The 22,793-nt window shown below is 59.5% G+C and carries 19 protein-coding genes; 14 read left to right on the plus strand and 5 right to left on the minus strand.

All coding sequences use genetic code 11. The features are described from left to right. Entirely contained in the window at positions 1-1,254 is a 1,254-nt protein-coding gene (locus tag QRN60_RS15145) for a sarcosine oxidase subunit beta family protein (protein ID WP_003508543.1), read from the minus strand. Positions 1,255-1,571: 317 nt separating this feature from the next. Between QRN60_RS15145 and rpsU the strand changes: the two genes are divergently transcribed. Beyond that, positions 1,572-1,799 (plus strand): 30S ribosomal protein S21, encoded by a 228-nt coding sequence (rpsU, locus tag QRN60_RS15150; protein ID WP_003508541.1) that lies wholly within the window; start codon positions 1,572-1,574, stop codon positions 1,797-1,799. 133 nt (positions 1,800-1,932) lie between these two features. Next, positions 1,933-2,829 (plus strand): tetratricopeptide repeat protein, encoded by an 897-nt coding sequence (locus tag QRN60_RS15155; protein ID WP_003508539.1) that lies wholly within the window; start codon positions 1,933-1,935, stop codon positions 2,827-2,829. Between the two features lie 71 nt (positions 2,830-2,900). On the opposite strand, the gene QRN60_RS15160 is transcribed toward QRN60_RS15155, so the two are convergent. Continuing rightward, the gene (locus QRN60_RS15160; protein ID WP_020812422.1) at positions 2,901-3,167 is read right to left on the minus strand and encodes a DUF6074 family protein; all 267 of its coding nucleotides are present in this window, start codon (positions 3,165-3,167) and stop codon (positions 2,901-2,903) included. A 340-nt stretch (positions 3,168-3,507) separates the two neighbouring features. Between QRN60_RS15160 and QRN60_RS15165 the strand changes: the two genes are divergently transcribed. Together QRN60_RS15165 and QRN60_RS15170 are read left to right on the plus strand one after the other, a co-directional pair. After that, positions 3,508-3,786 (plus strand): exopolysaccharide production repressor protein, encoded by a 279-nt coding sequence (locus QRN60_RS15165; protein WP_112295400.1) that lies wholly within the window; start codon positions 3,508-3,510, stop codon positions 3,784-3,786. Between the two features lie 110 nt (positions 3,787-3,896). Further along, entirely contained in the window at positions 3,897-4,886 is a 990-nt protein-coding gene (locus QRN60_RS15170; RefSeq protein ID WP_111793073.1) for a glycosyltransferase family 2 protein, read from the plus strand. 257 nt (positions 4,887-5,143) lie between these two features. Here QRN60_RS15170 and QRN60_RS15175 read toward each other — a convergent pair whose 3' ends face one another. Continuing rightward, positions 5,144-6,112, minus strand: a complete 969-nt coding sequence (locus tag QRN60_RS15175) for a polysaccharide pyruvyl transferase family protein (protein WP_112295401.1) — start codon at positions 6,110-6,112, stop codon at positions 5,144-5,146. Positions 6,113-6,164: 52 nt separating this feature from the next. Further along, positions 6,165-7,130: a glycosyltransferase family 2 protein gene (locus QRN60_RS15180; protein ID WP_112295402.1), complete on the minus strand. Its 966-nt coding sequence runs from the start codon at positions 7,128-7,130 to the stop codon at positions 6,165-6,167. 117 nt (positions 7,131-7,247) lie between these two features. Here QRN60_RS15180 and QRN60_RS15185 point away from each other — a divergent pair, with 117 nt between their 5' ends. The 10 genes from QRN60_RS15185 (at position 7,248) to QRN60_RS15230 (ending at position 19,763) form a co-directional block, all read left to right on the plus strand. Then, positions 7,248-8,726 (plus strand): lipopolysaccharide biosynthesis protein, encoded by a 1,479-nt coding sequence (locus tag QRN60_RS15185; RefSeq protein ID WP_060723448.1) that lies wholly within the window; start codon positions 7,248-7,250, stop codon positions 8,724-8,726. 371 nt (positions 8,727-9,097) lie between these two features. Beyond that, entirely contained in the window at positions 9,098-10,246 is a 1,149-nt protein-coding gene (locus QRN60_RS15190; RefSeq protein WP_077998598.1) for an acyltransferase family protein, read from the plus strand. A gap of 4 nt (positions 10,247-10,250) precedes the next feature. After that, on the plus strand, positions 10,251-11,042 hold the full coding sequence (gene exoK / locus QRN60_RS15195; RefSeq protein ID WP_284765675.1) for an endo-1,3-1,4-beta-glycanase ExoK: 792 nt from the start codon (positions 10,251-10,253) through the stop codon (positions 11,040-11,042). Positions 11,043-11,126: 84 nt separating this feature from the next. Beyond that, complete coding sequence (locus tag QRN60_RS15200; protein WP_003508515.1) at positions 11,127-12,308, plus strand: glycosyltransferase family protein; 1,182 nt, start codon at positions 11,127-11,129, stop codon at positions 12,306-12,308. Between the two features lie 17 nt (positions 12,309-12,325). Then, positions 12,326-13,324, plus strand: a complete 999-nt coding sequence (locus tag QRN60_RS15205) for a glycosyltransferase family 2 protein (protein WP_060723808.1) — start codon at positions 12,326-12,328, stop codon at positions 13,322-13,324. Further along, positions 13,321-14,265 (plus strand): glycosyltransferase family 2 protein, encoded by a 945-nt coding sequence (locus QRN60_RS15210; RefSeq protein ID WP_112295860.1) that lies wholly within the window; start codon positions 13,321-13,323, stop codon positions 14,263-14,265. The genes QRN60_RS15205 and QRN60_RS15210 overlap by 4 nt, the downstream gene beginning before the upstream one ends. Then, a complete protein-coding gene (locus QRN60_RS15215) occupies positions 14,265-15,260 on the plus strand; it encodes a glycosyltransferase family 2 protein (protein ID WP_060723806.1) in 996 nt (331 codons plus the stop codon). Before QRN60_RS15210 ends, QRN60_RS15215 begins: the two co-directional genes overlap by 1 nt. A gap of 67 nt (positions 15,261-15,327) precedes the next feature. After that, the gene (locus QRN60_RS15220; protein WP_003508507.1) at positions 15,328-16,233 is read left to right on the plus strand and encodes a UTP--glucose-1-phosphate uridylyltransferase; all 906 of its coding nucleotides are present in this window, start codon (positions 15,328-15,330) and stop codon (positions 16,231-16,233) included. Positions 16,234-16,340: 107 nt separating this feature from the next. Next, positions 16,341-18,689, plus strand: coding sequence for a polysaccharide biosynthesis tyrosine autokinase (locus tag QRN60_RS15225; protein ID WP_003508505.1), 2,349 nt, complete (start codon positions 16,341-16,343; stop codon positions 18,687-18,689). 129 nt (positions 18,690-18,818) lie between these two features. Further along, positions 18,819-19,763 carry a 2-hydroxyacid dehydrogenase gene (locus tag QRN60_RS15230; protein WP_112295861.1) on the plus strand — a complete coding sequence of 315 codons (945 nt, stop codon included), beginning with the start codon at positions 18,819-18,821 and terminating at the stop codon, positions 19,761-19,763. A gap of 24 nt (positions 19,764-19,787) precedes the next feature. Here the strand turns inward: QRN60_RS15230 and QRN60_RS15235 are convergent, their stop codons facing one another. Continuing rightward, entirely contained in the window at positions 19,788-22,763 is a 2,976-nt protein-coding gene (locus tag QRN60_RS15235; RefSeq protein WP_060723804.1) for a PAS domain-containing protein, read from the minus strand. Positions 22,764-22,793: the final 30 nt, after the last annotated feature.

Raw genomic sequence — 22,793 nt, forward strand, 5'->3', positions numbered from 1 at the left:
TCAATGCGCCACCGCGGCAGCGGCAGCCTCGTCGATAAGACGGCCGGTGCGGAAGCGGTCAAGCGTTAGCCCCGCCGCCAGGCGATGCGGTTCGCCACGGGCGATGAGATGCGCGAAGAGATTGGCCGAACCCGGCGTCGCCTTGAAACCGCCCGTGCCCCAGCCGCAATTGACGAAGAGGTTCTGCACCGGCGTCACGCTCTGGATAGCGGAACGATCAGGCGTGTTGTCGGTGATCCCGCCCCATTGCCGCATCATCTTGACGCGGCGGAAGATCGGGAACAGCTCGCAGATGGCGTCGAGCGTGTGGGTGATGATCTGCAGGCCGCCGGTCTGCGAATAGGAGTTATATTGGTCCGTGCCAGCGCCGATAACCAGCTCGCCCTTGTCGGACTGCGAGATATAGGCATGCACCGTGTTGGACATGACGACACAGGGGAAGATAGGCTTTAGCGGTTCCGACACCAGCGCCTGCAGCGGGTTGGAATGCAGGGGAACACGCACGTCCGCCATCTTCATGATGACCGAGGAATGACCGGCGGCGGAAACACCGATTTTTTTCGCGCCAATGAAACCGCGATTGGTCTCCACGCCCGTCACCGCGCCATCAGGCCCGCGGCGAATGCCCGTGACCTCACAATTCTGGATGATGTGCACGCCGCGGTCTGAAGCCGCGCGCGCATAACCCCAGGCTACCGCGTCGTGGCGGGCCGTGCCGCCGCGACGCTGAAGGGCTGCACCATTGATCGGGTAACGCGCATTGCCGGATATATCGAGCGGCGGGCAATAGGCTTTCGCCTGCTCCGGCGTCAGCCATTCATTGTCGATGCCATAAAGACGGTTGGCATTGATATGGCGGCTGAAGGACTGCCGATCATGGATATTGTGCGACAGCATCATCACGCCGCGCGCCGAATACATGACGTTGTAATTGAGATCCTGGCTCAAGCCTTCCCACAGTTTCAGGGAATGCTCGTAAATATCCATGCTCTCTTCATAGAGATAATTGGAGCGGATGATGGTGGTGTTGCGGCCGGTATTGCCGCCGCCGAGCCAGCCTTTTTCCAGAACTGCGACATTGGTAATGCCGTGTTCCTTGGCAAGGTAATAGGCCGCTCCGAGCCCATGCCCGCCGCCGCCGATGATGACGACATCATAATCCTTGCGCGGCTCGGGTGAAGCCCATTGCGCATCCCACCCTTTATGACCCCGCAACGCCTCACGCGCCACGGCAAAAACGGAATATTTGCGCATTCGCAGTCTGCTCCTCAAGAACCGGCCAGAGGCCGTAAACATAGTTCCGGCCCGTATCATACACATGGCAAATCGGGATGGGAGGCAATATTCATTTTGCGACGTCGCAATGATTTTGTTTCGACATCGCAGGCGGAATTCCGGGCAGGCCGCATTTTGCTGGTTGATTATGCGCTAGCGGCTGGACTTGCTGCAAATGATCTGTTATTGCACGTCACCAATCGCCCAGCTCGACAGCCGGACGAACCATTTTTTGTTTGCGTGTGAATGCCTTTATTCACACAGCAAGATAACCAAACTAAAGGAACGGGTTTAACGTGCAGGTACTAGTCCGCGACAATAACGTTGATCAGGCGCTCCGCGCCCTGAAGAAAAAGATGCAGCGCGAAGGCATTTTCCGTGAAATGAAAATGCGCGATTACTACGAAAAGCCCTCCCAGAAGCGCGCCCGCGAAAAGGCTGAAGCCGTTCGCCGCGTTCGCAAGCTGGCACGCAAGCGTGCACAGCGCGAAGGTCTGGTTGCAGGCCCCCGCGCAGGCCGTTAATAGGCCGTCTTTTGGACGTTTTTGAATGCTTGTTGGGCGGGGGCGATCAATTCGCCGCCGCTCTTTGTGTTTGTGGCCGGAGAATGTTCTTGAGAACGATCGTGAGACCGGCCTGCGAGGGAACCCACACCGAATGATCGCTGTCGACGCCTGTGTTGTGAAAAACTCCGATGCCTCCACGCGCCGGGTGCCATTAAAAAACAACAGAGGGTTCCGCGCTTCTCTGGTCGTCTGTACCGTCCTTGCCGGTCTTTCCGGCTGCGCGACATCCAACCAGACGGAAGATGTGTTCAGGATCGACCGCGCCCAGGGTTCGCAGGAAAATATCGCCTCGCTTACCTCGGTCATCAACGCCAATCCGCAGGATCCCGAAGGCTATAACGTCCGTGGTTCGGCTTACGGCCGCGCCGGTGATTCGCGCCGCGCCATCGAAGATTTCAACAAGGCGCTGCAGCTCAACCCGCGCTTTTACCAGGCCTATGCCAACCGCGCGCTGGTTTACCGTAATAGCGGACAGCAGCAGCAGGCCTTGCAGGACTACAACGCCGCCCTGCAGATCAATCCGAGCTATGACGTGGCGCTGATCGGCCGTGGCAATCTTTACCGCCAGTCCGGACGCGTGAACGAAGCTTTCAACGATTTCTCCCGCGCCATCGAGCTTGAAACCACCGACGGACGCGCCTGGCACAATCGCGGCCTGATCTACCAGCTGCGCAACCAGCATGCCCAGGCCATCGAAGACTTCTCCAAGGCGATCTCGCTGTCGTCGACATCGCCGGAGCCCTATAATGGCCGCGGTCTTTCTTACGTCGCACTCAATGACGACGAAAACGCCTTCGCGGATTTCAACCACGCTATTTCGCTTGACGGTAATGTGGCAGAATCCTGGGCCAACCAGGCGCTCGTCTATGAGCGGCGCGGCGAGATGGCCAAGGCCGCCAAGTCCTATGGGCATGCGGCCCGGCTCGACCCGAAATATAAGCCGGCACTTGACGGCGTTGCCCGCACACGCGGCGCCGGCGCCTCCTGATCAAACGGGCACGAACAAAAAAGCCGGCGGGTCTGTCACCCGCCGGCTTTTTTATGGAAAATGCTGAGGTTTCAATGGCTGTCTCGGCGTGCCTCGGGTGTGGCGTCACCCGCCCACAATTCCGCCTGCACCGCATTTTGAAACTCCATGACTTCACGCCGCATGGCAGCGTCCTCATAACCGAGTTCCGTCAGATAGGCGGCCAGTTCACGGCACTCCCTGCGCCAGAAATCATTCGCCTCCACACCATGCAGCCGGTCGAGCATGGTTGCACATCGTTTAACGTCGGCAATACGGTTCTTTGCCGGAAAGGCGATTACTTCTGAACTCGTTGTCACGCGGGCACCTTGCTCTTGCTGAGGAATCAATACCGACTTTTTAAAGGCGAGATGGTTAACGAAGTCTGCAGAGGATGTAAGACAGCGAGCAATGGCCGCAAGAGAAGGCTTTTATGTCTCTCAAAAGCATGGAATCGCATGGTAAGGCAGCCCCGATCGGGGGAAGTCAGCAATTACCGAGGAATTTACCAATCAAGATTACCGAAATTTCATGCCGCAACCGTTAGAAGAAGTATATGTGTGTTGAAACAGCACCGGTCTCATCGTATATTTCTTGCAAAGAAGAAAAATGCCGCAGCGCAGTCAAAAATGGAGAAATCGTTCTCGGGAGGAGAGCACCATGTATGCACCTCGTGTTTTTTTCAGCATGATCGGTGCATTGCTTGCCTTTGCGGTTGTGACATATTTCATCCACGGCTCCTTCTACACGGCATTCATCCAAACCCTCATCTGTGCAGTCATTCTGCAAGTCGGTTATTTTATTGGGATTCTCGTTCTGGTCGCCCGGGAAAAACGGCGCATGCGGGAAACCTTCGCGGGGGACCGTGGCACCGAGGCAATACAGGCGGACGCCGTAAAAAGCCCGCCGCCGCATGGCGCCAAACTGACCGATATGTGAGTTTTTACGCAGCTTCTTTTATTGCGCCGCAAAAAAATCGCTTGCATCCACACGCCTGACACTTTCTGCTGGCCAAATCCTGACGGTTGGTCAAAGCAGAAGGACAACACATGGTGAGTGGTTCACAGCCCATTTGCGTCATCATCGCTGCGAAAAATGCATCCGAAACGATCGATATAGCCATCCGCTCCGCCCTTGTGGAGCCGGAGGTCGGGGAAGTCGTGGTTATCGACGACGGTTCCACCGATACGACGAGCGATGTGGCGCATGCGGCGGATGATGGCACGGGCCGTCTGCGGGTCGTGCGATTCGATGTCAATCGCGGCCCTTCGGCCGCGCGCAACCACGCCATCTCGATTTCATCCGCGCCGTTGATCAGCATTCTCGATGCGGACGACTTCTTTTTCCGGGGTCGTTTCGCCGCCATGCTGGCCGATGACGACTGGGATCTCGTGGCCGACAATATTGCCTTCATCCAGCAATCGGTCCCCGGCGCATCCTCCATGCAGCCGGTCCGTTTCGAACCGCAGGCGCGGTTTCTGTCGCTCACGGAATTTGTGGAAGGTAATATTTCCAGGCCCGGTGTGGAGCGCGGGGAGACCGGCTTTCTGAAACCGGTGATACGCCGCGCTTTTCTCGACAAACATGCATTGCGTTACGATGACGGTCTGCGGCTTGGCGAGGACTACGAACTTTACGTGCGGGCGCTGGCCGCCGGTGCACGTTACAAGGTCATCCGCCATTGCGGTTACGGCGCGATCGTGCGCGGCAACTCGCTGAGCGGCCGTCACCGCACCGAAGATCTTCGCCGCCTATATGAGGCGGACAAGGCCATTCTCGCCGGTTGCCGGCTCTCGGCAGAGGAAACGGCGATCCTGCGCGAACATGAAAAACATATCCGCGCCAAATTCGAACTCCGTCATTTTCTCGATGCGAAAAAGCAGAAGGGCATGGGCGGTGCGCTGAGCCACGCCCTGACGCGGCTGCCCGCCCTGCCCGCCATCACGCGCGGCATCTGGACCGACAAGACCGCGCGCTTCCGCAAACCGCCGCCGGTGCGGGATGTTCGTTATCTGCTGGATGGCACGCCGGTTTCGTGAGGGTAGAACCCACTGCCGCAAGAACGACGACAAGTCCGCCGTTCCCTCCTCCGTCATGCCGGACTCGATCCGGCATCCAGCCACGGCACGCCTGCTCCGTGAAAGAGTCTTTCGCGATCAATGACTTGATCGCGCTGGACCCCGGATCAAGCCCGGGGTGACGGCCTGCGGATGCTCCGCTTTTGCCAAACGCATAGGTGCCGCTGCACTTTATCCGTGGCGCGAAAGGAAGCACCGCCGCGGACTATCTTGGACCCTCAGAGATAGTCCCGCTTCACCGTTTCCAGAACGGCGGCGAAACGCTCCTTGCGCTCCTCCAGCCGGCCATCCGGGCTGAGGCGTGGCTCCGCTCGGCTTGCCTGCCAGAGCGCCAGTGTGGAAGGCGCGGCCAGCACCTGCTTGGCCAGCTTGCGCAGGGATCGGGACTGGGTCTCCTGCGGTCGCACCAGCACATCGCCCAAATGTGTCGGGTTCCCATGCATCGAAACGGAACCGGTCTCGGCAATGACCGGGCCTGGCGGCGGCGGGAAACTCATGCCCCAGAAGCGCGAGCCCTTTTTCGCCGCCTCGGCGCGGGTTGAAACCGGCACGTAGCGCGGCTGATATTCGACACCCACGCTGCCGGCCCAGTCGCTCCATTTGAAGCTGTTGATCGACGGCGAGGTGCTGACCGCGACCCACGGCACGCGGAAGGCATCGGCAAGGATTGCGCCATGCATGGATTCGGCGACGATGAATTCCGACTGGGCGATGGCGCGGATGACAGCCTTCGCCTCGCCGCGCGGGTCGAGATAGGTGAGCCCCGCCGGTTCGCAGACCGTTTCCCACATGCCGAATTCCGCCGATTCCCAATGGGGAACGAAGGTCTTCTTGTAGAGCTTCGGCAGGCCTTTGAAGTCAGGCATCTCGGTGACCATGACGGCCGGGTCGACAATGCCCTTTTCAGGGGCGAGCCCGAGCTTGGCGGCGGTTTTGTCGCCGCGCACGCAGCGAATATCCCAGAACTCGGTGCTGGTATCCGGCACTGCGCCATAACCATAGCCGCTGCCGATCACCAGCTTGCGCTGCTTTGCGGGCAAAAGAACATCGTTCAGCACGGTGCCGACGCCGACCAGCATGACATCGTCATGCACATCGCGCAGGCCCGGAAGCAGAAAGTCCCACAGCCACAGGTTGAGATCGTCACCGAAATTGCCATGATGAGATTCCCAGTGGTAAGGTTTCATGAGGTCACTCCTGGGTAAAAAAACATATAAATTCTTGTGGGCGAGAATTCGCTCATCTCGAGCGGACGATTTTTCCGGCACCGAGTTCGAAAGCAGCACGCAGCAGTGCGGGATCGCGCATCGCCCATTTCAGAAGCAGTCCGAATTCGGGCGCCTTGCGCCGTTTCAGATTGCCCGCCTGGCTCCACAGCGCCTGTTTGCGCGCCGTGTTTTTATAGGAAGCGATGGAGGCGACATCGTCCGGCCGGCGTGAAAAACGGCCCTCCAGCGTATCGAGCGCCACCCAGGTATTGAACTGCTGGCGCAGGAATTCCGGCGAGGTATTGTCGATGCTGTGGAAGATATTGACGCCCATGCCACGCATCGCGCCGGCATCGTCACACAGAAGCGTCCGCTTCGATGCGAGGATGGAATCACAGAAAAACAGCACGTCTTCCGCCGCCAGACGCAGCGCCGGGTCGAAGCGGATCTTCTCGAAAAGAGGACGGCCGATCACCATGCAGGAGAGATGCAGGAAGCTCCAGTTGCGCAGCATCACACTTGCCAGATCCGGCAGTTCGATCACCAGCGGCTTCTCGGAAAGCCTTGCCGCACCCTCATTTTTTTCCAGCTCGGAAATGGCGAAATGATAATAAAATTCGTCACTTGCCTGCATTGAGGCCCAGTAGCACTCGCCGCCATAGGTCTGAAGCGCGAAGGCAGCATTCTGCAGATGATCGGGTGTCCAGATATCGTCGGAATCCAGAAAGGCGACATAGTCGGTGCCATCTGGCACATTGTCCAGACCGGTATTGCGGGCACCGCCCGGTCCGCCGTTGGACTGTTTAATGACGATAATCCGGTCTTTCTGTTCCTGCGAAATTTCCGCAAGTTCCTGATCGATCGGGTATGGCGATTCGTCATCGACGATGACAAGATCGAAGTCCTGGTAAGTCTGCGCAAAAACCGATGCGAGTGCACGTCCCAAGATACCGTGCTGCTTTTGGTAGTAGGGAATGACGACAGTAAATCTTGCCATTGTTTCGCCCCTTGCGTTGATCAAGAAGTGTCGGGCCCGATCCTAAAAGCGGCCCCGATGGTATCGGCAACTCCCAACCGGCTTCCTCCCGCCGGCCTCCAGAAACAGGATGCTTGTATGCCCCCAGCGCCAAATGTAAAGACCATCACCACGAATGTCGGGTGGAGCGTTTTATCAAAAACAGGGACATTCGGGCTTAAATTTGTCACGGTCCCCATTCTTGCACGGTTGCTTTCCCCGGAGGAATTCGGGGTGGTGGCGGTAGGACTAACGGTTGTACAGTTTCTGACCATGATCGCCGGCGCGGGGCTCACCTCTGCCCTCATCGTCGAGAAGGAAGAGGATATGGAAACGATCCATACCGTCTTCTGGGCCAATCTGGCGATCTCCTGCACCATGGCCGCCGTCCTCTACATCTGGGCGGAGTTTTTCGGCGGGCTGCTGGGTGCAGTGGAAAGCGCCTATCTGCTGCGCATCATGGCCTTCCTCATTCCGCTGCAGCTTGCTGGCGATGTTGCCTATTCGCTGCTCGCCCGGCGCATGAATTTCAGCAAGGACGCGCTTTGGAGCATGGCGTCGGAAAGCATCGCCGCGGTTGTCGCCGTGGTGCTCGCCCTTCTCGGCTTCGGCGTCTGGGCGCTCATCATCCAGCTTTTCGCCGCCGCCCTCATCCGGCTTGTCGGGCTTTATGCCGTTTCCCGCTACTGCCCGCGTTTCGTCATGAAACCGCGCCGTCTCGTGCCGCTTCTCGGCTTCAGTTCGGGGCTGATGGGCTCGGAAATCGCCAATTTCGTCACCTTCCAGTCACCGATGGTGGTCATTGCCCGACACCTGGGTCTGGCGGATGCCGGCGCCTATTCCGCCTCCAATCGTTTCGCCAGCATTCCCAATCAGGTGGTTCTGTCCGCCGTCATGGGCGTTCTGTTTCCCGCCTTCAGCCGCATGATGGACGATCCGCAGCGCCGTCGTGATGCACTGATGTTCAGCACGCAGGTTCTGACCGTGCTCTTGGCGCCGATGATGTTCGGCCTCTGGGCCGTGGCCGAGCCCGCCATGCTTGTCATCTTCGGGCAGAACTGGGCCTATGCCTGGCCGGTTCTCGGCCTGCTGGCGCTATCGAAGGCCATTCTGACACCATGCAGCACCTTCATCCCCTACCTGAAGGGTGCAGGTTACGGCCGCGTATTGTTCTGGTCGGCGACGATCCGCGCCATCGTCACCACGGTGGCAGTGTGGCTCGCAGCACTTTACGGCACGCTGATCGACGCCATGGTCTGGCTCTGCATCGTCAATGCGGTAACGCTGGTCGCCTATTCCTGGGCGGTGTTCAAGGCGAGCGACACACCGTTCTTCCGCGGCCTTTATGTCAGCAGCAGGCCGATGATCGCGGCACTCGTGATGGCCGTTGCGGTGCGTTATCTGCTTCACGTTCTGGCTGAGCGCATTCCCAGTGCCACCCTTCAGGTTCTCATCGGCGCAGCCGTGGGCGGCGTCATCTACGGGGTGCTGATCCTGCTCACCGAACGCGCGCTGCTTGGGAAAATCTTAGGCATGGTCAAATCGCGGCGTATGCGGGACACTGCAACCCAAGGTTAGAAATATAGCGGAAAAATGCGCCTCATTTCCGCCGTTAAGCGCCCTCGCCGCGAGGTTTTCATTCACCGCGGCGAGGTAAAGTCACCCGTCTTTTTGCAGCGCAACATCACGACAAATGACAAATTCACACGCTTCAGCGATTTTTAACGATGTGTGAGTTTGTAAAAATTGCAGTTATTTCAATTATTTGACTTCTATTCAGCGAAGAAATGGCGCTGACGCCAGACATTCACCCGCAAAATCTAATCTTGTGTTTTTCCCGCGTCGCCACATTTTATCCCAAAGTCGAAACCAGACTTTCCAGTGCGGGCTTACGTTCGCTCTGGTTGCAACGCGGCGTGGGTGGACGCCGCCCAATAGGGGTGACTGATGTGACTGTCGATCAGAACCTATCCTCCCGTATCAACTTGATGCGCATATTGCTGATATCAGGAATCGTGTTCGTCCATGTGCCGCACGATGCCGAGACCAGCCCGTTTCTTGGCCTTTACGGCTTCTTCGACTGGCTGCGGGTTTTTCTGGGCGATGCGCTGTTTCGCATCGGCGTTCCCTGTCTCAGCGCCATTTCCGGCTATCTGCTGTTTCGCCGCGGCATGAGCGGGTTCGATTATCCGGCGACGATCCGCTCCAAGTCGAAAACCGTGCTGCTGCCTTTCCTTCTGTGGAATGGCGCGCTGTTTGCGGCCGTATTGCTGATCCAGCTCTTTGATGTCGGCATCGGGTATTTCCCCGATCTGTGGAATGCCAGCCCGCGTGAAATCATCAGCCATGGAACCGCGCTCGAAGAGCTGCCGGTAAATGTGCCGCTTTATTTCCTGCGCGACCTGTTCGTCTGCATTCTGCTGTCGCCGGTGCTCGCCTTTCTGATGCGCCGCTTCGCCCTGCCGACCCTCGCCATCCTGCTCTTCATCACCGCCATGCCTGACCTGACGATCTTCATCGTCCAGAAGAAATCCATTCTCTTCAGCTTCTCGCTCGGCATCGCGCTTGCCCTCCACCGTATCGACGTCAAGGCGCTCGACCCCTACGCCGTGCCGATCATGGCGCTGACCTTTGTCGCCTCGGCCATGTTGGCGACGGGACTTTATCTCACCGGGCCGGAATTCACCTTCTGGCTCAACATGTCGCGCAATCTGCTTGCCGTCTTCGGCGCGCTCGGCTTCTGGGCATCCTCCGCGCTGTTGATCCGCAGCCGGCTTGGCCAGCGGCTTGCCGAAACCGGCAGCCTGAGCTTCTGGATATTCTGCGCCCACTATCCCCTGCTCGTCATCATGTGGATGGTCTGGAACAAGGGCGGGCCGGACTTCTATCCCGCCTTCTATATCACCGCGACACTTTCCGCCTTTGTCATTCTGATCATCAGCAACGCACAGACGCGGAAATATCTACCGGCCGTCTATTCCGTGCTCACCGGAAGCCGCAACGGCAAACGCAAGACGATGACCGATTTTGCGACCAAACGGGCCTCCATGATCGGCCCGCCCACATCCGAAACGCTTTATTCGCAACGACAGAGGTGAACCAATGACAACATTTGTCACCCGCGTTCAGACACGCATTCTTCTTGCCACGGCCCTTTCGGCCGCAGCTTTTGCAACGCCGATCCACGCGCAGGAAGGCAACGGCACGTCCTTCATCGAGAACTTCGATTCCATGGACCGATCTTTCTGGTACGTTTCCGACGGCTGGAACAACGGCGCGCATCAGAACTGCACCTGGTCGAAGAAGCTGGCAACGGTGGAAAACGGCCAGCTCACACTCGGTTTCGAGGAAGCCAAGGCCGGTGATCGCAACTTCGCCTGCGGTGAAATCCAGACCAAGGGGCGTTATCGCTACGGCACCTATGAAGCACGGATGAAGGCCGCCACCGGCTCCGGCCTGAACTCCGCCTTCTTCACCTATATCGGCCCGACCGACAAGAAGCCGCACGATGAAATCGACTTCGAGGTTCTCGGCAAGAACACGGGCAAGGTGCAGCTGAACCAGTATATTTGCGCCAAGGGCGGTAATGAGAAGCTGGTGCCTGTGGAAGGCGGCGCCGATGCCGGCTTCAACGACTACGCTTTCGTCTGGGAGCCGCAGCGCCTGCGTTATTACGTCAACGGCAAGCTCGTCCATGAAGTGACGGACGAGACGAAAATCCCCCAGAACGCCCAGAAGATTTTCTTCAGCCTGTGGGGCACCGACACGCTGAAGGACTGGATGGGCCGGTTCTCCTATGCGGGACCATCACAAATGATCGTTGACCGGTTTGCCTTCACGGCGCTCGGTGACAAATGCCAGTTTCCAGAGTCCATCGCCTGCGCCCTTAATTGACCGCATTTTTGAACCGCTCCGATTTTTTTGCACCAAAACCTAAGCTGCGGCGTCTCTGACGCATGAAACCAACCGGAACCCTGCATGACCCATGTTCTTTATCTCGCGCATGATCTGTCGGACCCCGCCATTCGTCGGCGGGTACTGACCTTGCTTGCGGGCGGGGCACGGGTCACGCTGGCCGGTTTCCGGCGCGGGCAGAACCGGCTGGCGGAGATTGAAGGCGTCGTGCCCGTTGTGCTCGGGGAAACCGCCGACGGGCAGTTTCTGCAGCGCATGGCGGCGGTGGCGAAAGCCAGCCTCTCGCTGGGCAAGACCCTGAACGACATCCCCGCGCCCGATGTCATTCTTGCCAGAAACCTGGAAATGCTGGCTTTGGCAAAGCGGGCCATGTCGATCTATGCCGGGCAGCCGGCACTGGTTTATGAATGTCTCGACATTCACCGCCTGCTTCTCAACAAGGGCAAGCCCGGGCAGATGCTGAACGCCGCCCAGCGTTATTTCGCCCGCGACGCGAAACTGCTGATCACCAGTTCTCCGGCCTTCGTGGAGCATTATTTCAAGCCCGTGTCGGGCCTCGACCTTCCCGTCCTGCTGCAGGAAAACAAGGTGCTGGCGCTCGACACCGCCGTTGCCGCCGCCCCGCAACCGCGCCCGCCCGCCCCCGGCGAGCCGTGGAAAATCGGCTGGTTCGGCGCGCTTCGCTGCCGCAAATCACTTGAGATCCTCGCCGAATTTGCCGGACGCATGCAAGGCAGGGTCGAAATCATCCTGCGCGGCCGGCCGGCCTATTCGGAGTTTTCAGATTTCGACGGTTTCGTAGCCGCCGCCCCGCATGTGCATTTCCACGGACCTTACAAGAACCCCGAAGACCTCGCCGCCATCTATAACGAGGTGCAGTTCACCTGGGCTATCGACTTTTTCGAGGAAGGCCAGAATTCGAGCTGGCTTCTGCCCAACCGGCTTTATGAGGGTTGCCTTTATGGCACCCTGCCGATTGCACTTGCCGGCACGGAAACTGCGCGTTTCATCGAAAAGCGCGGTATCGGCTTTGTCCTGCAGAATGCCGACGCTGACGATCTTGCCGCCCTGTTTGCGGAGATGACCCCGCAAATCTATGCGGACGCCTTCAACACCCTCTCGACAACAGACAGGAAACAATGGCTGACCGACCGCGACGATTGCCGTCAGCTGGTCCAGCACTTGTCCTCTCTCGCCAAATCCGCCTCCGGCCACGCCCGCGAAGCGCAGTTTTCACCCGTGTAGTGCGTAGGGGGCAAATCATGGAAGGTCTTGGTCATTCCGGCATCAGAACGCTGATCGTCATACCCTGCCTCAATGAGGCGAAGACGATCGAGGGGCTGCTTGTCAAATTTACCGATGCGATGCAAGGGCGTCTCTTCCGCATCGTGGTCGCAGATGGCGGCAGCACGGATGGAACCCGCGATATCGTTTCCGCCTTTGCCGCAAAGGACGATCGCGTCACGCTTCTCGCCAATCCGAAGCGCATCCAGAGCGCCGGCATCAATCTTGCCGTCGCCACCTTCGGCGAGGATTTTGATTACCTCATCCGCATCGACGCCCATGGCGATTATCCCGATGATTATTGCCAGAGGCTGATCGAGGACGCCGAGCGCACCGGCGCGGATTCCGTCGTCGTCGCCATGGATACGGTCGGCCACGGCCTTTTCCAGAAGGCGACGGCCATCGCCCAGAATTCCAAGCTCGGCAATGGCGGCTCCAAGCACCGCGAAGGCGCCAAAGGCCACTGGATCGACCATGGCCACCACGCGCTGATGCGGATCGCCGCTTTCGATGCGGTGGGCGGTTATGACGAGAGCTTCAGCCATAACGAGGATGCCGAACTGGATTTCCGGCTACGCAAATCCGGTTTCCGCCTCTGGATGACCGACAAGACCCGCATGACCTATTATCCGCGCGCAAGCGTCATGCCGCTGTTCAGGCAATATCTCGCCTATGGCCGTGGCCGGGCAAAGAACCTCCTGAAACATCGCTCGATCCCGAAAATCCGCCAGATGATTCCGCTCGCCGTCCTGCCGGTTTTCATTCTCGCGCTACTGTCGCTCGTACATTGGGCCGCACTTATTCCGCTCGGCCTCTGGATCGCCGCATGTGTGGGTTATGGCTTGTGGATGGCAATAGGTCAGCAAAACCCATACGGCCCGCTCGCCGCCTTTTCGGCGATGGTGATGCATCTGGCCTGGTCCACCGGCTTCTGGCTGGAACTCCTGAAATTCCGGGGAAGAAAGGCTGTCTCATGACCGACAACACCGTCACCGGCACGCAAAATCTCAAGACCGTCGATATCGGCATCTGCACCTACAGACGCCCGGCACTCGTCGCCACACTTCTGTCACTCTTCGAGCTGGACGTGCCGGAAGGCGTGAAAGTTCGCCTGATTGTGGCCGATAATGACGAGGAGCCGAGCGCCAAGGCAAGCGTCGATCGCCTGCGTGAAACCGCACCCTTCGAGATCACCTATGTTCATTGCCCGAAATCGAATATTTCGATTGCCCGCAATGCCTGCCTGTCGGAATGCAGCGCGGATTATCTGGCCTTTATCGATGATGACGAGACCGCCCCGCCGCACTGGCTGGCCGCCCTTCTGGAAAAAGCCGACGAGACCGGTGCGGAAACCGTCCTCGGCCCCGTGACGGCGGTTTACCGGGACAATGCGCCGGGCTGGATGAAACTCGGCGATTTCCACTCGACAGTTCCGGTGTGGGTCAATGGCGAGATCATCACCGGCTATACCTGCAACACGCTGCTCAAGATGGATGCGCCCTCGGTCAAGGGCCGGCGCTTCGCGCTGGCGCTCGGCCAGAGCGGCGGCGAGGACACTCATTTCTTCTCGCATCTTCACGCCGCAGGCGGCCGTATCGTCTTTGCGGAAGACGCCGTCTTGTCGGAGCCGGTTCCGGAAAATCGGGCAAGCTTCATGTGGCTTGCCAAACGCCGCTTCCGCTCCGGCCAGACCCACGGCCGCGTGCTGGCTGAAAAGAAACCCGGTGCACGCCGTGTGGTTCAGGTGCTGAAGGCAGGTTCGAAAATGCTGTATTGTGGCGTATTCGCCGCCTTGAACGGCTTCAACGCCGTGCGCCGCAACCGTTATGCGCTGCGCGGCGCGCTGCATATGGGCTCGATGAGCGGCGCTTTCGGCGTGCGCGAAATCCGCCAGTATGGCGCGGTGGAGGCGACCTGATGGAAAATCTCACCTCCCCGCCCGATATCAGCTTCGTCATCGCCGCCTATAATGCCGCCGATACGATCGAAGCCGCCGTTCAAAGCGCGCTCGACCAGCAGGGTGTGACGCTGGAGGTTATCGTCGTCGACGACCGTTCCGCCGACGATACCATCCCCTTCGTTGAGGCGATTGCCGCCATCGATCCCCGCATCCGCCTGCTTGCGCTCGAAGAAAACCGCGGTCCGGGTGGTGCACGCAATGCCGGCATCGAGGCCGCGACGGGACGCTGGATCGCCGTGCTCGATTCCGACGACGTCATCCGCCCGGAGCGTTCTGCCTGCATGATGTGCCGGGCGGAGGCCGCGAATGCTGACATCGCTGTCGATAATCTCGATGTGGTCTATACCGACGGCAGGCCGATGGAGACGATGTTTCCGGAAGAGTTTCTGGAGGAACGATCCGCCCTCACGCTTGAGGACTTTATTTCCTCCAACATCCTGTTCCGCTCCACCTTCAATTTCGGCTACATGAAACCGATGTTCCGGCGCGATTTCCTCAATAGCGAGGCACTGCGCTTCCGCGAGGATATCCGCATCGGCGAGGATTATATCCTGCTCGCCTCGGCGCTCGCCGCCGGCGGCCTCTGCGTCATCGAACCGAAGCCGGGTTACATTTACAATATCCGCGAAGGCTCGATTTCGCGCGTGCTTGAACTTCATCACGTCGAAGCGATGATGCGGGCGGATCAGGAATTCCTGAGCCATTACACTCTGCTGCCCGCCGCCATGGATGCGCAGCAGGCGAGAGCCCGCAGCCTGCGGCTGGCGCATAATTTTTTGACATTGGTGGAAAACATCAAGAGCCGCTCGGTACTGGGCGCCTTGAAGACCACAATCCGAGATCCTGCCGTGCTGGGGCACTTAAGAATGCCGATTGCAGTGCGGCTGAGGAGGCTGCGGGACGCCATGTTTGCGCCCGGAGCGAATACAGGGGTGAAAAGACAGATTTCGTGAAATTTACGCGTAGACGAAATCTGCGCGGGGACTGGGGACAGATCAAACCTTGATGAAGGAGAACGCGATGGACCTGAACAAAACTGTCAGAAAAGCCGTCATTCCGGTAGCCGGCAACGGCACGCGGTTTTTGCCCGCCACCAAGGCGATGCCAAAGGAAATGCTGACGATCGTCGATCGACCGGTCGTGCAATATGCCGTCGACGAGGCCATGCAGGCCGGTATCGAACACATCATTTTCGTCACGAGCCGCAACAAGACCGCCATCGAAGACTATTTCGACAGCGCGCCTGAACTCATCAATACCCTCACCCGTTCCGGCAAGACCGTGCAGGTACTGCAGCTGGAAAAGATGCTGCCCGTCGCCGGCACCGTCAGCTATACGCGCCAGCAGGTGCCGCTCGGTCTCGGCCACGCCGTCTGGTGTGCACGCGAACTGGTGGGCAAGGAGCCTTTCGCGCTGCTTCTGCCTGACATGGTGTCCTATGGCGCACGCGGCTGCATTGCCGGGCTGATGGAGCTTTATGACGAAGTCGGCGGCAATATTCTCGGCGTCGAGGAATGCCTGCCGGAAGAAGTCTCGTCCTATGGCGTCGTCGGCGTCGGCCAGAAGGTCAATCACGGCTTTGCGGTCACCGAAATGGTCGAAAAGCCGGAACCATCCAAGGCGCCTTCGAATTATTACCTGAATGGCCGTTACATCCTGCAGCCGGAAATCTTCGATATTCTCGCCAAGCAGGAGCGCGGCGCGGGCAATGAAATCCAGTTGACCGACGGCATGAGGCGGCTTGCGGAAAAGCAGTCTTTCCATGCGCAGAAATATAGCGGTCGCACCTTCGACTGCGGCAGCAAGCAGGGCTTCATTGCCGCAAACGTCGCCTTCTCGCTGCTGCGCGCCGACATGGAAGCCCAGGTTCTCGCTTCGGTGAAGGAACTGGTGGCGAACCACGAAAGCCGCGTCCAGGCGGCCTGACTTTAATCGCGCCGCCGGGGGAGGCGGCCGGCGCACCAATAACGGGGGGCGGGAAGGCGAGTTTATTCGGCTTCCCGCGTACCATTTTTAATTCACAAGGTAGGTCCATGCACCACAAGACCTTTAAATCCAATATCGGTTTTCCGGAGTCCGGCAAGGATTCCGACACGTTCATCGACCTCGACCGCCTGTGGGCCGCCGTGGTGCGTCGTGCTAATGTCATTGCCGCCTCCGTCATTGCCGCCGTGGTTCTGGCCGGCCTTTATCTGGTGCTTGCGACCCCCGTTTACACCGCGATGACGCAGGTGCTGCTGGATGAAAGCCTTTCCCGTTATGCGGAAGAGGAATCGCCGGTGCCCGCCGCCCAGATCGTCGACAACCGCATCGCCAGCGCCGTGGAAATTTTGAAATCCAAGGAAATGGCGCTGACAGTGGTCGACAAGGCCAAGTTCGACGAGAATGACATCATCGTCAATCCGCCGATGTCGCCGGTCGAACTCGTCAAAACCTCCGTGCGTGGTATCCTTGATCTCGTCCTGCCGGGCGATCCGCCCGTCTCCGAAGCCGCAATCCGCGCCGGACGCCGCGAAAAGGCCGCCGCCGTGCTGCAGCAGTCCTTGACGGTGGAACGTGTCGGCCGCAGCTCCGTCATCGCCATTTCCACCCGCTCGACCGACCGTCAGCTGGCAGCGCAGATCGCCAAGACCTATGCGCAGGCTTACCTCACCGAACAGCTGAACGCCAATTTCGACGCCAGCGAGCGCGCTTCTGTATGGTTGCAGGAACGCATGACCGACCTCAACCAGCGCGCCCAGGCCGCCGAGCTTGCAGTTCAGAAATACAGGTCTGACAACAATATCGTATCCTCACGCGGTGAGCTTATGTCGGAAAGCCAGCTTGCCGATCTTAATGGCCAACTGATTTCCGCACAGGCGGATGCAGCTACTGCCTCTGCCCGCTACAGCCAGTACAAGTCGATTATCGACCGCGGGCCGGAGACAGCTGTCGACAATGCCGTCGTGTCGGCCCGTGATACCGACAACTCGGTCATTCAGGATTTGCGCAAGCGCTACATCACCATTTCCGACAGGCAGCGCGGCATCGTCCAGCAATTCGGCGCCGACCATCCGCAGGCGGCCGCGCTCGACGCCGAGAAAAAAGAGATTTCGCAGCAAATCTTCCAGGAATTGCAGCAGCTGACCGGCAGCTTCAAGAACGAGGTCGACGTTGCCAATTCGCGCGTGCAGTCGTTGCGTGACAGTATCGACAAGGTAGCTGGTCGCAATTCTCAAGCCAACATCACCATGGTGCAGCTGCGTGAACTCGAACAGCGGTCCACGGCGCTGCGCACCCTCTATCAGTCCTATCTCGGCCGCTTCGAGGAAGCCTCGCAAAAGCAGTCACTGCCGATCGCCAAGGCACGCATCATCTCCGAAGCGGGCCTGCCGACATCGCCTTCCAGTCCGAAAAAGACCATGACCATGGCGCTTTCGGTCGTTCTCGGCCTGATGCTGGGCGGGGGTATCGCGGCGCTTCTCGAGTTCCGGGACCGCTTCTTCCACACCGGCAATGACGTGCGCGACAATCTGCGCATGCGCTTTCTCGGCTACCTCCCCTTCATCGGGGAAAGAGGCGTGGAAAACGCCAAGGCCGGCACCAGCGCCGCCACCCCCGGCGGCGAACATGCCACGCTTGACGAAAGCGGGCAGGTCTCGTTCCAGAAAATGCTGCGCCTTGCCGTCGATAGCCCGCGCTCCAGTTTCGCGGAAACGTTGCGCAACGTGAAGCTGACCGCGGATGTCGTCATTCAGGAACGTCAATGCCGGGTCATCGGCGTCATTTCCTGCCTGCCGAACGAGGGCAAGTCGGTCGTGGCGCTCAATCTCGCCGGTCTGATCGCCTCCACCGGCAAGCGCACCCTCGTCGTCGATGCGGATATCCGCAATCCCGGCCTCAGCCGCATGCTGACGACGCGGCAATCCGCCGGCCTGGTGGAAGTTGTGCTCGATGAAATTCCGTGGACGCAGGCGGTAAAGGTCGATACGCGCACGAAAATGGGCATCCTGCCGGTTTCGACCAGCAACCAGTTCGCCCATTCGAGCGAGTTGTTGTCCTCCTCCGGCATGCGCAAATTCATCGACTCGGCGCGCGAGGCCTGCGATTACATCATCGTCGACCTGGCGCCTGTCGTCCCCGTCATCGATGCCAAGGCCTTTGCACCGCAGGTGGACGGTTTCGTCTTCGTCACCGAATGGGGCAAGACGCCGATCCAGATGGTGCAGAACCTGATGGCCAACGAGCCGCAGATCGCCAACAAGACGCTCGGCATCGTGCTGAACAAGACCGACATGACGGAACTGCAGCGTTATGCCGGCCCCGGTGGTTCGGAGCACTATCACGAGAAATTCTCGGCCTATTACGGCGATGCGAAGCCGCCGGTGAAGGAAGAGGCGTAATCGTGAAACGGCCCGGTGAAAACCGGGCCGTTTTATTCTGTGGAAGATTCGAACGATAAACCCATGGTATTGCCCCCCGAAATTGCGCATTGATGGCGTAAAGCTAAAATCGCAAGCAGGATCAGTCCCATGCCATCACCCATCGCCTTTGTTTCACGGATGAATGCGGAAACGGAAGCCGTCTGGAAACAGGCGCTACGCGCCGCCATGCCGCAGGAGGACATCCTCTCCTTCTCCGAATTGACGGACGAACAGCGACGGGCAGTGGACTTTGCCATCGTCGCTAATCCCGATCCCGCCGATATCGCCGCGCTTCCGGGCCTCACATGGATTCACAGCCTGTGGGCGGGCGTCGAGCGGCTGGTGCTGGAGCTGGGCGACAAGGCTCCCCCCATCGTCCGGCTGAAGGACCCGGAGCTTTCCCGCGTGATGGCCGAAGCCGTTCTGGCATGGACCTACTATCTGCAGCGCGACATGCCGGCCTATCGTGAAAACCAGCAAAAGGCCCTTTGGCAGGAGCTGGACTACCGCCATCCCGGCGAGATGACCATCGGTCTCCTTGGCCTTGGAGCGCTTGGCACCGCTGCAGCCGAACGCCTCACCCATGCGGGCTTCAACGTCGTCGGCTGGAGCCGCTCGGCCAAGGTGATAGAAGGCGTGGAAACGCTGACCGGCGATGCCGGGCTGCAAGCTCTGCTGGAAAAAAGCGACATTCTCGTCTGCCTCGTCCCGCTCACCGACGCGACGCGTGGCCTTCTCGATGCCGGCCGTCTCGCCGCAATGAAACAGGGGGCGGCGCTGATCAACTTCGCCCGTGGCGCGGTCATCGTCGCCGACGACCTGATCGCGACGCTCGATGACGGCCGCCTTTCGCATGCCGTTCTCGATGTCTTCGAACAGGAGCCGCTGCCCACGGCTTCGCCATTCTGGCAGCACCCGCAAGTCACGGTCCTGCCGCATATTTCCGCCCCGACAAGCCGCGAAAGTTCGGCCCGGATCGTCGCGGGCAATGTCCGCGCATGGCGCGAGACCGGCAGGCTGCCGGAAACGGTTGACATGATCAGAGGTTACTGAGCCGGCAACAAAGCGGCGGGCGGACTATTCCGCCACCGCGCTCTTTGCCGTATGGGCCTGTTCGACCGCCGAAACGATCTGCTGTTCGTCATAGGGCTTGGTGAGCAGCACCGCGCTTTCGGGCGCCCCTTCCGGCAAATGGCTGTCGCCCGTCGCAAACACGATGGCAAGCCCCGGCTTGCGGCGCAGAGCCTCCACCGCCAGCTCGCCGCCCTTCATGTCGGGCAGACCGAGATCGGTGACGAGAACATCTATGCGGTCTGCCTCGATCACCTTCAGCGCCTGAGCCGCATTTCCGGCCTCGACGACGGCAAAGCCGCTCTCCGCCAGCATCTCCGTCGAATTCATCCGGATCAGCTCGTCATCTTCGACCAGAAGGACGCGTATGGACCGGTTTTCGTTTTCGACCGTCCTCACCGGTTCGGAAGGCTTGGAATAACCCGGCGCAACTGCCGGCCGCGCTCTCGCCAAAGAAACCTGCTTGCGGTTGGCAATCACATGGCGGATGCGCCGTGCCAGCGCTTCGCGCGTATAGGGCTTGGAGAGAAGCTCCACCCCGGCATCCAGCTTGCCGCCATGCACGATGGAGTTTTCGGTGTAACCCGAGGTGAAGAGAACGGCGAGGTTGGGCAGCCTTTCCTGCGCGCGGCGCGCCATTTCCCGGCTTTTCAAAGGCCCGGGCATTACCACGTCGGTGAAGATGACATCGATCGGAATGCCGCTTTCCACCACCGTCAAACCGGCCTGCGCATCACGGGCGGTGAGCACCCGGTAACCGAGATCGCTCAGCGTCTCGACGACGGTGTTGCGCACTTCCTCGTCATCTTCCACCACAAGAATGGTTTCCGTTCCGCCCTCCACGGGGCCGGTCGGCATCACTACTTCCCGGTCCTCATCGGCGGCGGAGCGCGGCAGATACATCTTCACCGTCGTGCCCTGCCCCACCTCGCTATAGATGTTGACGTGGCCGCTGGACTGTTTTGCAAAACCATAGACCATCGAAAGGCCGAGACCGGTGCCTTTGCCCTCCGGTTTGGTCGAAAAGAACGGCTCGAAGACTTTTTCGAGGATCTCCGGCGACATGCCCGACCCGGTATCGGTGACGGCGAGCATGACATATTGCCCCGCCGAAACCTCCGAATGCTTGCGGGCATAATCGCGGTCGAGCACCGCATTGCCCACTTCAATGGTCAGCTTGCCGTGCCCTTCCATGGCGTCGCGCGCATTGATGGCGAGATTGAGAAGCGCGTTCTCCACCTGGTTGGGATCGGCATAGGTGTTCCAGAGACCGCCCGAGGTGATGACCTCCACCTCGATCGCCTCACCGAGCGAACGGCGAAGCAGATCGTCCATGCCGGTCACGAAACGGGAAATATTGATGACGCGCGGTTCCAGCGCCTGGCGACGGCCGAAGGCCAGCAGCTGGTTAGCCAGCTTTGCGCCGCGATGGACGCCGGCCAGCGCATTTTCCAGCCGCCTTTCGGCGCGCTCGTTGCCGATCACATCCTTGGAGAGCAATTGCAGATTGCCAGCAATCACCTGCAGAAGATTGTTGAAATCATGCGCGACGCCGCCGGTCAGCTGGCCGATGGATTCCATCTTCTGCGCCTGCTGCAGGGCCTTTTCGGTCTGGCGGCGCTCCGCCATTTCCGCCTCGACACGGGCTTCAAGGCTTTCGTTCAATTGCCGAAGCTGCTCTTCCGCCCGGATGCGGTGGCGAATTTCGCGCTCGAGATTGCTGGCATGTTCCTTGAGGGTGTCTTCGGCCCGCCGCTGCTCGGTTATGTCAGTGTGAACGCCGACCCATTCGGTAATGGCGCTGGACTTGTCGAAAATCGGCACGCCGCGGATCAAAAAAGTGCGGTAGACGCCGTCGTGACGGCGCACGCGGTGTTCCCAGACATAGGTCGACTTTTCCGCGACCGCGCTGTTCCAGCTTTCGACAGACCCCTGCCTGTCCTCCGGGTGGACGGCGTCCGCCCAGCCAAAGCCCTGATATTCTTCCGGAGTCTGGCCCGTCAGCGCCGCCCAGGCAGGCTGCTCGCCCAGCATCCTGCCATCGGCGCTGTTGGTCCACAGCACGCCGTGCACCGCATCCACCGCCGCACGGAAACGGTTGTTGCTGATGAGGATTTCCTGTTCCGAGCGCTTGCGGTCCTCGATATCGATGATCAGCACATAGATGCCATCGATGGAGCCATCCGTGATATAGCGCGGCACATAGCGGATTTCGGCGGCGCGCATGGTGCCGTCGGGCCTGCGGATCACGGTGTCGGAAACGATCTTCTCGCCGGCGAGCGCACGATCCAGATAGGCCCTGCGCGCCTCAAAAAACGCCTCGCCGACGATTTCGGGAACGCTGCGGCCGATCACCTCCTCGGCGCGGCGGCCGAACCATTCCAGATAGCCGTCATTGGCGAATTTATAAACGTAGTCACGATCGACATACCCGACCAGAATGGGCAGGGCATTGGTGAGCCGGCTTAGTTCCTTGCGGCTCTGCTCCAGCGCCTCCACGGCCTTCACCTTGTCGGTATTTTCGAGCACGGTACACAAAACGCCGTCCACCGTGCCGCCCTCATTGTAGATCGGCGTGTAGAACAGATCGAAGATCACCTCTTCCGGCAGGCCATGTCGCATCAGCGTCATCGGCTGGTCGCGATAGGCCATGACCTCACCGCGAAAACCGGCTTCCAGAATACGGCTGTTCCAGTCCCATATTTCCGGCCAGATGCCGGGCACCGTTCCGCCCAGCGCCCGCGGGTGATAATTGCCGGCGATCTCCGCATAGCCGTCATTGTAGATCATCACGTGATCCCTGCCCCACATCAGCACCTGCGGAATGGGGGAATTGACGACGGAATTAGCCTTTTGCCTCAGATTTTGCGGCCATTCGCAAATAGGACCGAGCGATGTCTTCGACCAGTCGAAGCGGCGCACAAGCTCACCCGTTTCACCACCACCGATCGGCCATACCGGGGCAGCACGAAGATTGGTCATTCAACATCACCACAAAAACCGAGAGGAAAT

Origin of the sequence: Agrobacterium sp. CFBP2214 (genome assembly GCF_030209895.1) — a bacterium.
Classification (GTDB): domain Bacteria; phylum Pseudomonadota; class Alphaproteobacteria; order Rhizobiales; family Rhizobiaceae; genus Agrobacterium; species Agrobacterium radiobacter.

What these genes read in the sequence shown, in the direction of transcription:
- exoK (WP_284765675.1), top strand. Translation starts at nt 10,251, where the DNA reads ATGACAACATTTGTCACCCGCGTTCAGACACGCATTCTTCTTGCCACG.
- QRN60_RS15215 (WP_060723806.1), top strand. Translation starts at nt 14,265, where the DNA reads ATGGAAAATCTCACCTCCCCGCCCGATATCAGCTTCGTCATCGCCGCC.
- QRN60_RS15145 (WP_003508543.1), bottom strand. Translation starts at nt 1,254, where the DNA reads ATGCGCAAATATTCCGTTTTTGCCGTGGCGCGTGAGGCGTTGCGGGGT.
- QRN60_RS15225 (WP_003508505.1), top strand. Translation starts at nt 16,341, where the DNA reads ATGCACCACAAGACCTTTAAATCCAATATCGGTTTTCCGGAGTCCGGC.
- QRN60_RS15180 (WP_112295402.1), bottom strand. Translation starts at nt 7,130, where the DNA reads ATGGCAAGATTTACTGTCGTCATTCCCTACTACCAAAAGCAGCACGGT.
- QRN60_RS15155 (WP_003508539.1), top strand. Translation starts at nt 1,933, where the DNA reads ATGATCGCTGTCGACGCCTGTGTTGTGAAAAACTCCGATGCCTCCACG.
- QRN60_RS15205 (WP_060723808.1), top strand. Translation starts at nt 12,326, where the DNA reads ATGGAAGGTCTTGGTCATTCCGGCATCAGAACGCTGATCGTCATACCC.
- QRN60_RS15165 (WP_112295400.1), top strand. Translation starts at nt 3,508, where the DNA reads ATGTATGCACCTCGTGTTTTTTTCAGCATGATCGGTGCATTGCTTGCC.
- QRN60_RS15200 (WP_003508515.1), top strand. Translation starts at nt 11,127, where the DNA reads ATGACCCATGTTCTTTATCTCGCGCATGATCTGTCGGACCCCGCCATT.
- QRN60_RS15175 (WP_112295401.1), bottom strand. Translation starts at nt 6,112, where the DNA reads ATGAAACCTTACCACTGGGAATCTCATCATGGCAATTTCGGTGACGAT.
- QRN60_RS15230 (WP_112295861.1), top strand. Translation starts at nt 18,819, where the DNA reads ATGCCATCACCCATCGCCTTTGTTTCACGGATGAATGCGGAAACGGAA.
- QRN60_RS15235 (WP_060723804.1), bottom strand. Translation starts at nt 22,763, where the DNA reads ATGACCAATCTTCGTGCTGCCCCGGTATGGCCGATCGGTGGTGGTGAA.
- QRN60_RS15170 (WP_111793073.1), top strand. Translation starts at nt 3,897, where the DNA reads ATGGTGAGTGGTTCACAGCCCATTTGCGTCATCATCGCTGCGAAAAAT.
- QRN60_RS15185 (WP_060723448.1), top strand. Translation starts at nt 7,248, where the DNA reads ATGCCCCCAGCGCCAAATGTAAAGACCATCACCACGAATGTCGGGTGG.
- QRN60_RS15210 (WP_112295860.1), top strand. Translation starts at nt 13,321, where the DNA reads ATGACCGACAACACCGTCACCGGCACGCAAAATCTCAAGACCGTCGAT.
- QRN60_RS15220 (WP_003508507.1), top strand. Translation starts at nt 15,328, where the DNA reads ATGGACCTGAACAAAACTGTCAGAAAAGCCGTCATTCCGGTAGCCGGC.